General features: G+C 47.5%; 8 protein-coding genes. 6 read left to right on the forward strand and 2 right to left on the reverse strand.

All coding sequences use genetic code 11. The annotated features are described in order from the left end of the window. From VIM72_RS06700 to VIM72_RS06725, 6 genes are all read left to right on the forward strand, one after another. A partial coding sequence (locus tag VIM72_RS06700; RefSeq protein ID WP_332002090.1) for a SusC/RagA family TonB-linked outer membrane protein occupies window positions 1-1582 on the forward strand: 1582 nt, incomplete at its 5' end. Window positions 1583-1594: 12 nt separating this feature from the next. Further along, window positions 1595-3157, forward strand: coding sequence for a RagB/SusD family nutrient uptake outer membrane protein (locus VIM72_RS06705; RefSeq protein WP_332002091.1), 1563 nt, complete (start codon window positions 1595-1597; stop codon window positions 3155-3157). Between the two features lie 11 nt (window positions 3158-3168). Then, window positions 3169-4284 (forward strand): DUF6528 family protein, encoded by a 1116-nt coding sequence (locus VIM72_RS06710; protein WP_332002092.1) that lies wholly within the window; start codon window positions 3169-3171, stop codon window positions 4282-4284. 1 nt (window position 4285) lies between these two features. After that, window positions 4286-5344, forward strand: coding sequence for a DUF6528 family protein (locus VIM72_RS06715; RefSeq protein WP_332002093.1), 1059 nt, complete (start codon window positions 4286-4288; stop codon window positions 5342-5344). Beyond that, window positions 5344-7254, forward strand: coding sequence for a beta-N-acetylhexosaminidase (locus VIM72_RS06720; protein WP_332002094.1), 1911 nt, complete (start codon window positions 5344-5346; stop codon window positions 7252-7254). The genes VIM72_RS06715 and VIM72_RS06720 overlap by 1 nt, the downstream gene beginning before the upstream one ends. A 9-nt stretch (window positions 7255-7263) precedes the next feature. Further along, a complete protein-coding gene (locus tag VIM72_RS06725) occupies window positions 7264-10407 on the forward strand; it encodes a glycosyl hydrolase (protein WP_332002095.1) in 3144 nt (1047 codons plus the stop codon). Between the two features lie 55 nt (window positions 10408-10462). Here the strand turns inward: VIM72_RS06725 and VIM72_RS06730 are convergent, their stop codons facing one another. Together VIM72_RS06730 and VIM72_RS06735 are read right to left on the reverse strand one after the other, a co-directional pair. Further along, entirely contained in the window at window positions 10463-10711 is a 249-nt protein-coding gene (locus VIM72_RS06730; protein WP_332002096.1) for a hypothetical protein, read from the reverse strand. Between the two features lie 15 nt (window positions 10712-10726). Beyond that, window positions 10727-10981: hypothetical protein (locus tag VIM72_RS06735; RefSeq protein ID WP_332002097.1), on the reverse strand; the 255-nt coding region annotated here is incomplete at its 5' end.

Here is a 10981-nt window from a genome sequence, read left to right on the forward strand (position 1 = left end):
CTACCAGCAGCAGTTTGGTAAAGATCATTCATTGGGCGTATTGGCCGGTTTTACGGCACAACGGTCAACCCGTTTTATGAGTGATATGGTAGGCCGTGATTACCCGGATAACAGCATTAGCCTTTTAAGCGCCGCTACAAGATTTACTACTAACAAATCAGAATTTACTGCCTGGACAATGGCGTCCTTCCTGGGTCGTATCAATTATAGCTTTAAGGAGCGTTATCTTTTACAGGCAACATTGAGAAGAGACGGATCTTCACGTTTCGGCGACGAGAACAAATGGGGTACTTTCCCTTCTATAGGCGGCGCCTGGATAGTAAGTGATGAGCCTTTCCTTAAACAGGTATCAAACCTGAGTTTCCTGAAAGTAAGAGCCTCTTACGGTTTAACCGGTAATTCGGAAATGGGCAGCAGCAGCAACAGCAACTATTCCAGTGTAGCTGGTATTGGTAATTCGAATTATACTTTTACCGGCGGCCTGGCTCCCGGTAAAGTGCAAACCAGTTTAGGCAATCAGAACCTGTCCTGGGAACGCAACAAGCAGTTTGATGTGGGTTTTGAGCTGGGATTATTTGATGGCAGGATTAATTTCTCTTACGACTATTATAATAAGCTCACATCAGACTTATTATTTGTACTGCCTGTTCCACAGTCTTCCGGTTTCACTACCGTACAGGATAACCTGGGCGATATCAGGCAATGGGGACATGAGTTTGTATTAAGCACTAAAAACCTTACCGGGAAACTTAAATGGAACACCGACTTTAATATCTCCTTTAACCGCAACCTGGTTAAAAGGATCGGTTTAAATAATATTTCCTTTGCTGCTGATCCAACGATAACCTTATCAGAGTTTACCGATTTCCGGACCCTGGTTGGTAAACCTATTGGCCAGTTTTACGGGTATGTATTTGACGGGATCTTCAAAAACCAGGCGGAAGCTGATGCCGGGCCTAAATATTATGGAACCGGTACTACTACGCTTTCCCAGGCAGGAACCGTGCGGTTTAAGGATTTGAACGGCGATGGAAAAATTACCTTCCCGGATGATCAGACCGTGATAGGCGATCCCAATCCTAAATTTATATTTGGCCTCAGCAACACCTTCCAGTACCAGAACTTTGATCTGAATATCGCGGTATCAGGTACTTATGGCAACAAGCTGAAAAACGGTATGCAGGAAAGTACCTACAACCTGGACGGCGTGTTCAATGGTCCGCCGGAACTGCTGGGCCGCTGGCGCTCTGAAGCCGATCCTGGTAACGGAAAGGTAGCGCGTACCCTGGCTAACACTACAGCGGCTTATCGTACCGATAATACGCTGTTTATTCACGATGCTTCCCATCTCACCATCAACAATATAACGTTGGGGTATACACTGAGAAAATTCAGGACGCCTGTTATTAAGAGTCTCAGGGTATATGCATCCGGACAAAACGTATACATCTTCACCAGTTACCCGGGCAACCCGGAAGTAAGCGCCGGCGCCGGACTGGCATTTGTAACACAGCAGGGACAAGACCTGGGCGCTTATCCCCTGCAAAGAACATTTACGTTTGGAGTGAACCTTGGCCTTTAAAAATCAGTAAAAATGAAAAAAATCTCTTGTATAATATTAGTGATACTGTGTTTGGCAACGGCATCCTGTAAGAAATTTCTTAGTGAAGTCAATCCAAACAATGTAAACCTGAATAATTACTTTAAAACGCAGAACGATTTCGACCTGGCTGTAAACGGCGCCTATGCCCAGCTCCGCGGGATGTATAACAACAGGAGCGCCTGGGTAATGGGAGAAATGCGTTCGGATAATACGCACTACGATTATAAATCATCCGACCAGGCGGTAGCTACCATGAATCGCCTGGCGGTGGCCGATTTCCTGGATGATAAATATAATAACCAGACGCCTCCGAAATGGAATCTTGGTTTTAATGCGATATCAGCTGTCAATGTGATCATTGATCATATCGACGATATCAAACTGTCGGATGCCAGCCGTAATTCCATCCTGGGCCAGGCGAAATTTATCCGTGCCCTCGTGTACTTCGACCTGGTGCGTTTTTATGGCGGGGTGCCCATTTATAAACGTGCGCCGCTCAGCCGTGAAGAAACCTATATCCCCCGCGCTTCTGCGCAGGAGGTATATGACCTGATCATTGCCGATGCTACCGACGCTGCCGCTAAGCTGGCTGCACCGGCTTTCCCGCAAACCGGTCGCGCTACCAAAGGCGCAGCACTGACCCTGCTGGGAGATGTATATCTCACCCTGAAAAAATATGATCTCGCTGAAGGCGCTTTAAAACAGGTGACCGCAATGGGCTATAGCCTGTTCCCGAAATATGGCGATGCATTTGAACTGGCCAACAAGAACGGCAGGGAATCCATATTTGAGATCCAGTTCAACACAGGGCTGGCGGTACCACAGGCCAACACGGAAGCTTCTATCTATAACTTTTTACCGCGGATGGTGAATACTACCGTGGTAACCGGTGTAAACTACAACAGCGTTACTACCGTTGGTGGTTTTAATACGCCTACGCAGGATCTGATCGATGCCTATGAAGCAGGCGATCAGCGGTTGGATGCGTCTATCGCGATAGCAGAGGGCACCTTTAATGCCACTGATGACTTTACGGCAACAGCGGTGAAATCGGTAGTAGGTTATGTAGCGCCTCCCGGTAAAGTAGGCCGGCCGTTTCCCCGGAAGTACCTGCATGCACATACGATCGGTAACCAAACCAACGACGACTGGCCGGTATACCGCTATTCGGAAGCGCTGCTGCTGCTGGCGGAAAGCCTGAATCAGCAGGGCAAATCCGGTGAAGCATTACCTTACCTGAATATGGTAAGAGAAAGAGCCTTCGGCGATGCTACCCATAATATTACCTCCACAAACCAGGCTACTTTACAAACTATTATTTTAAAGGAAAGACGCGTAGAACTGGCCTTTGAAAATAAGCGCTGGCTGGACCTGGTACGTACCGGTAATGCCATTACAGTAATGAATGCCTTTGGCGTTAAACAGAAAGCGCAGTATAGTTACCTGCAGCCGGGCAGCTATAATGTTACCCAGAACCGGTTGCTGTTCCCGATTCCTAATGCGGAGATATTACTCAACGATAAACTTATACAGAATCCAGGTTACGATAACTAAAACTCACCCTCATGCAAAACATTATGATGAAAGCAGGTAACGCCTGCTTAAAGTCTACCTGTGTGAATTGGATGGTGATAGTATTGGCTTTAACGGTAGTTTCCTGCTCCCGGCAGGCAGATCAGCTGCAACACAAAGATGAAGCAGCGGAAAAAGTAAAGCCCCAAACAGAACTGGCTACCTGTTGCTGGGTAGGGCTTACCAACGAAGTAGGGAACACCATCGAGGTGTATGATCCTGCGGATGCCACCTGGAACTCCACTACAAGAAAGTGGAGCTGGAAACCTACCACGGCATTGTCTTACGATGCCACCAGCGAAATACCGCTCTGGGCGGCGCCTACAGATATCAAGGTGCGGAATAACACCGCGTTTGCAAGTACCGCGCAGGTGATCACTGCCACTTCCTACAGGCTGGCTACCATTGCCCGCTATACCGGTACCGGTACAAAGGGGCAGAAACTGTGGGTAATGGGTTTTAATGACACCACCAGTTTGCACGCCATGGAAATACTGCCTGATGGCAATTGCGTGGTGGCAAGCGCAGGTCAGAAAGGAGGTATAGGATGGATCCGGATTTATTCCTCCTCACAACCTTCGCCTAATCATGGTGTAAATACGCAGTATTCTTTTCCGGCTGCTCATGGGGTGGTTTGGGATGAAACGCACCAGATCCTCTGGGCGCTGGGAAACCAACTGAGAAAGTATGAGTACAATACCGCTCTTTCCGGCGGCACTATTACCAATCCGAAGTTGCGCCTGGTAACGACTTATGCATCATTGCCAAGTCCCTGGGGCCATGACCTTTCTGCTGACCCGGATAATTCCGATCAGCTGTTGCTTAGCACCAATGGAGGAACGTATACTTTTCATATTTCTACCGGCACCTTCGACTCCTTACCAACAGCATCATTCAGAACTTTTGTAAAATCTGTCAGCCGCCAGCCGGCTCAGAATATACTGATAGAAACACAGCCCAGTTCAGGCTGCCCGCTGGCTCCTGGTAATAACTGGTGCACATCCGTGGTTGATTTTTATAACGCCACCACCGGTGCTGCTGCGGGTTCCCGTACCGTAAGCGGGGCTGCTATCTATAAAGCGAAAGCATTTGATCCAAACTATTATTGATATGACGAGAAGAGTAATACTGTCGGGCATTGCAGTGGCTTTGGTTATTTTTCAAATGGCCTGCAGTAAAAAAGGAGGAACAGATACTCCCAATCCTCCAACTAATCCGCCAGTTGTAACCCCGGTTCCTTACCCGGGGTTACAACTGGCACTCACCAACGACGCCTCCAAACAGATAGAGTTGTATGATCCGATGGTGACCGACTGGAATACTGCGGAGGCAAAAAAGTGGACATGGTCGCCCACCACAGGACTGGGTTTCAGCGCCAATGAAATCAAGAGTTTTGGAGGTGGTACCGATTTCAAAGTGCGGAAAATGACAACCCGGCAAAATGCCAGTTATGCGGCTATCAGCGATAACGGGATGGCTGCTTTGGTGGCTTATCCATCCGGGCAGCGCGTATGGTCAAAATTGATCAGTGGCAATTTGCATTCGGCAGAACTGCTGCCCAATGGCAATATCGCCCTGGCCGCTTCTGATGGTAACTGGATCAGGGTGTATGCTGCTTCACAGGGAGCTGATAACAGCACCTATGCGGAGTTTACTTTGGGCGCCGCACATGCGGTGTTGTGGGACCCCGTAATTAACGGGTTATGGGTTATAGGGCAGGACTTAACCAACAATGCGCATATACTCACAGCCCTGGCTGTTGGCGGAACAGACGCCAACCCGGAGCTCACCGAATTAAAACAGTACCGGGTTACATTACCCACTGTTTGGGGGCATGAAGTGAGCGCTTATTACGGCAATACCAATTTGTTGTGGGTTACTACCAACGGAGGGGAATACGTCTTCAATAAAACTACGAAAACCTTTTCCATGGCCCCTACCAACAACCTCACTTTTGTGAAGGGAATGGGGAACCAGCCCAGCGGGCAAATTGTACTGGTGCGCCCGGATGCTAATAAAAATCCACGCCCTGCAGTAAGTTGCTCGCTCAATAACTGGTCGTCCAGCACGGTTGATTTCTACACTTCGGGTGGACAATGGCAGGGATCGAGAATAGTGAACGGCGCCTGTTTCTATAAAGTGAAAATAGTTTACGACAATTATCAGTAATGTACTTTAGCAAATATGTAAGAATATATGCCTGCTGCCTGGCGTTACTGGGCTTCAGTGTTGGAAACTGCACAGCGCAACAGGTTGCGCCGGCGCTGATTCCTATGCCGCGCTCAGTAAAATCAGATACCGGCAGTTTTATTTTCAACTCCGGTACACTGATCCGGGCTGATGTGAAAGATCAGCGTGTGGTTGATTACTTCACCGGTCAGCTTTTCAGTCGCTGGAAATTTAACAACAAGACAGCAACAGGTACTGCAGAAAATGCAGGACTGGTTATTACTACCAATGGTGCAGAACAATTACCGGAAGAAGGTTACCGGTTATCGGTAACGCCGGCCGGTATTACGCTTACCGGCCGCAATGCGGGCCTGTTTTACGGAATGCAAACCTTATTGCAGTTGTTCTCCGAACCGGTAAGCGGAAGTGTTGCTATTCCCTGCGTCGCTATAGAAGATGCTCCCCGTTTTGGTTACCGGGGGCTTATGCTGGATGTTTCCCGGCATTTCTTTACAGTAGAACAGATCAAGGATCTGCTGGACATGATGGCTTACTATAAGCTGAACCGTTTTCACTGGCATCTTACCGACGACCAGGGCTGGCGGCTGGAAATCAAAAGCTGTCCTGAGCTTACGCAGATAGGCGCCTGGCGTGTGCCACGTATCGAATTCGGAGGCAATACCCTGCCGCCACAACCCGGTGAAAAGGCCAGCGATGGCGGGTTCTATACACAGGAACAAGTGAAAGAGGTGATCCGCTATGCTGCAGAAAGACATATTGAAATACTGCCGGAAATTGATGTACCGGGCCATTCAATGGCCGCTATTGCTGCATACCCGGAGCTGTGTGTAACACGTAATAAAGAGATTAAAGTAAATCCCGGCAGCAGCTTTGCCAAATGGTTCCCCTCAGGGGGCTATGAAATGTATATAGACAATTCTCTTAATCCTACTGATGAACGGGTGTATACATTTCTCGATAAAGTATTCGGAGAGGTAGCCGCCTTATTTCCCTACCCGTATATTCATATCGGGGGAGATGAATGTTATAAAGGGTTTTGGGAGAAAGATGCCGCTGTACAGTCCTTTATGAAAACGCATCATATCAGTAACACTCACGAGCTGCAAAGTTATTTTATTTCAAGATTGAATAAGATCATTCAGTCCAAACACAAAAAACTGATCGCCTGGGATGAGATAGCAGAGGGCAAGGTAAAAGAGAATATCACTGTGATGAACCGGTTTGGCGAAAAGGGCGCTATTGAGCAGATCAGGAAAGGGCTGGATATAGTACTGGCGCCGGGTGGTAACGGGCTTTATTTTGATTATGCCCAAAGCACATCGGACCAGGAGCCTTCCAGTCATGGCGGCGATGCCCCTGCATGGAAAGCGTATAAATACAACCCCGAATATCCTGCATTATCTGCAGAAGAACGTAAACATATTATGGGCGTGGAAGCTTGTATATGGACAGAAAACATCCCCGATGTTTCCAAGCTCCAATATATGATGCTTCCACGTATGCTGGCGCTGGCCGAAACGGGATGGTCGGATGAAACGGCAAAGGACTATCTTCGTTTCGCCGGCACAGCATTACCATTACACCTGGCGCGTTTTGACAAAGCCGGTATCAATTACCGCGTGCCCGGTGTTTTTAGTTACACCGATTCTACCATCGTAACCGGTAGTTTCCGGTTTGAGGTAGCGCAGCCGCCGGTACCGGGAGCCAGGATCTATTACACGGTGAACAACCGGCCTCCGGGCGATTATGATCATGAATACAAAGCGCCGGTCACCATTATTGTTCCCAAGGGAAAAACGATCACCCTTAAAACCATCGTTGTTACTCCGGCGGGCCGCAGAAGCATTATTTCGCGCACCGTTCTGGATAATCATAAAACTGAAAAATAATAATAACCTATGCACAAGCGCATCCGCCAATTTTTATTCCGTGTTTTAACTGTTACTGCTGTATTTGTTGGTTCCGGTGTAAAGGCACAGCAGCCATTAGAACGCTTTGAAAAGGTGGCTGCCGGTTTTAAAAGTCCTGGCCGGGACTATGGAACGGTACCATTCTGGGTATGGAATACGAAAATCACCAAAAGCAATATCGATTCCATGCTGAATGATTACCGGAAAAATGATTTTGGTGGTATCATCATTCATCCCCGGCCGGGGCTTATTACCGAATATTTATCAAAGGAGTGGTTCGACTTATTTGAGTATTCCGTAGAGCAGGGAAAAAAGCTGGGGCTTAATATCTGGATCTACGACGAGAACTCTTATCCCACCGGTTTTGCCGGTGGATTGGTAGGAGAGCAGATGCCTGAAGCATACAACCAGGGGCAAATGTTGTATATGGAAGATGTAACACAGTTGCCTGCAGATGTTTCGGCGTTCTTTTTATGTTTGAAAGAAGAAAAAGGAGTTTATAGAGATATCACCGGTCATCTACAGGAAGAAGCTGGAAAGACCGGTCATTACCAGTTATTCAGGAAAGTAAATTATCAAAGGTCGAACCGCGGCTCAGTGGCAGGCCCTATTGGTGTGTCTTATGTAGACCTGATGGCGAAAGGTGTTACGGATAAATTTATTGACGTTACCTATAAAGGGTATGAAAAAGTGGTGGGTAAAGAATTTGGGAAAACCATCAAAGGCGTTTTTTCTGATGAGCCTACCATCATTAATGAAGGGCGTAACTGTGTACGATGGACGCCCGATCTGTTCGACCGGTTTTACCAGGACTGGCACTATGATCTGAAATTGCATCTGCCGTCGTTGTTTAAAGAAGTGGGCGACTGGAAACGGGTGCGTCATAATTACTACCAGGTGTTACTGGAATTGTTTGTTGACCGCTGGTCTAAGCCAGTGGCCGCGTATATGAAGGATCATCAGCTTACCTGGACCGGGCATTACTGGGAACATGGCTGGCCAAGTCCTTATCATGGCCCTGATAATATGGCGATGTACGCCTGGCACCAGATGCCAGGTATTGATATGTTGTTTAACCAGTTTAATGAAGACAAGCCCGTGCAGTTTGGCAATATCCGCGCGGTGCGCGAGCTGGGAAGCGTTGCCAACCAGCTTGGTAAAACACGCACCCTATCTGAAACCTATGGCGGCGCCGGCTGGGAGCTTACCTTTAAGGATATGAAACGGCTGGCCGACTGGGAGTTTGTATTGGGTGTGAACTTCCTCAACCAGCATTTATCATTCACCACGTTAACGGGTGCACGTAAATATGATTATCCCCCAAGCTTCTCTTATCATGAGCCGTGGTGGCCTTATTACCGTTTCGTGAATCATTACTTCACACGTCTTTCCTACCTGTTGTCACAAGGACAGCAGTATAATGATATCCTCATCATAGAGCCTACTACTTCCGCATGGATGTATTACGCCAGGGATGCAGAACATAAGTGCTTCTTCGATATCACCAAACGGTTCAATGATTTTGTGACCATGATGCAACGCTCTTTCCTGGAGTACGACTTAGGCTCAGAAAACATCATCAAAGATAATGGACGTGTGGAAGGAAACAGCTTTGCAATAGGACAGCGGGCCTATAAAACAGTAGTGATACCACCAGGAATGGAAAGCATCAACAGCGCTACTTTCCGTTTATTGAAAGCATTTGTTGCTAATGGGGGAGAAGTGATTTGTTTTGAACAATTACGTTTGGTAGACGGCGCCGCTAATGAGGAACTTGCGGCTATCAGGCAGCTGGGAAAGATCCATGAAGTAAGCCAGGATAAATTGCAGGCGTTGTTTCACAATAAGAATTTCAGTATTGCAGGAAACAACCGGGAAAGCATAGGTGGTAATATCTATCACCAGCGCCGTAAACTGGCCAATGGGGAGTTGTTGTTGCTCACCAATGCCAGCATGACGGAAGCCTCTTCAGGCGCTATCAGTATGCGAGGAAAGGATGTATTACAGATGGATCTTGACGCCGGAAGCATTTCCCGTTATAATTATTCACAGCATAGCCAGGACGTACATTTTAACTTTGATGTTCCGCCTGCAGGGAGCAGGATGTTCTTTATTGCAGATAAGAAATTACCGGGTTATACAGCAGTTGCATCACCGGGAAAATGGACTACCGTAAACGCCTCTACGACAACCGTAAGCAGGCAGTCGGACAACAGTCTTACGATTGACTTCTGCGATCTTCATCTGCACCAGCCGGATACCGTTTATACACAGATACATGTTGGCCTGGCTTCCAATACCGCATTTAAGCATCATGGTTTTACAGATGGTGTGGGCAATCCATGGAATAACCGTACCCAGTTTAAAGATGCGATCGTTAAGCGCGATACATTTTCTACCGGAACAGGATACACCGCTGTTTATCATTTTACGGTGAAAGAGGGTACTGATACCAGGGATTTCAAAGCAGCGACAGAGCAGCCGGGGCTTTGGCATGATGTGAAAATTAATGGCGTAGCCGTTAAGAATGAGCCGGGGCAATGGTGGCTGGATCGTTCCTTCGGGGTATACCGTATAGGCAGTTATGTAAAAGCAGGAGATAATGAATTGGCTATTACGGTGTCGCCCATGAGCGTTTATGCAGAAATTGAACCGGTGTATATATTGGGCGATTTCAGCCTGGAAGCCGCATCCCATGGCTGGAGCATTGTGAAGCCTCAGCCATTACAGCTTGGCGACTGGAATAAACAGGGCTTGCCTTTATATGGTAACGGTGTTACCTATACGAAAACATTTACAACAGATACGCCGGCTAAATCATATGCCGTGGAATTAGGCAAATGGAAAGGTACGGTGGCCGCTGTAAAAGTAAATGGTGTGTTTGCCGGCGTAGTTACTGCCGAGCCTAATACACTCCCTATAGGGGAATTCGTAAAAAAAGGAACCAATAAGATTGAAGTGACTGTTATTGGTAGTTTAAAAAATGTGTTGGGCCCCTTTTATAATAAGCCTGCTCCCGGTTTGGTGGATCCCGGCAAATGGTATAATATTAAAACGCAGCCCCCGGGAAATGAGTATGATCTTTATGATTATGGATTGGTAGAAGATTATGAGATCAGGGTGGCGCAATGAACTACCATCCGGTAGTAAATAATTTTCTGGCCCCTTTCATACCGCATTTCTGGTATTAGTGGTATGAAAGGGCTACCTGCTCAAGGATAACTGCAGGCTTTTCACGCTGTGCCCATCCATTGATCACAGGCACCAATGTATAGGCTTCCGGCGATAGCAGGTGCGTGGTCCATACCAGGGGATAGGCGCCGGTTTGACGGATGGCTTCATAAAAATAAGGCTTGCTGGCGCACGCAAAAATGGCGATATCTCTTCGTTGCTGATCTGTTGCGCTGTTACCCCAGAATTTTTCCGGTTTATTCATTTGGTACTATTAGCGTTATCCCTGGAATGTTTCCGTTACCAATTGTGTGTCCATATATTCCCTCAATTCATGCAGTTTGCCAGCCGAGAGGCGGCATACCCAGCAATATTTATTATTGTATAGTTTCCCATCAGGTGTAGTGTTCTGGCCGCTGGCTTCCACTACTACATAATCGCCGTCTGCAATAAACTGGTGTGCCACTGCTTTATAGGGTGGTTTCAGGGTTGTTCTTACCGAAGCCCACAGTTCATCAAGAACGGCTTGTTTGCC

This window comes from Chitinophaga sp., from assembly GCF_036569185.1.
Classification (GTDB): Bacteria; Bacteroidota; Bacteroidia; order Chitinophagales; family Chitinophagaceae; genus Chitinophaga.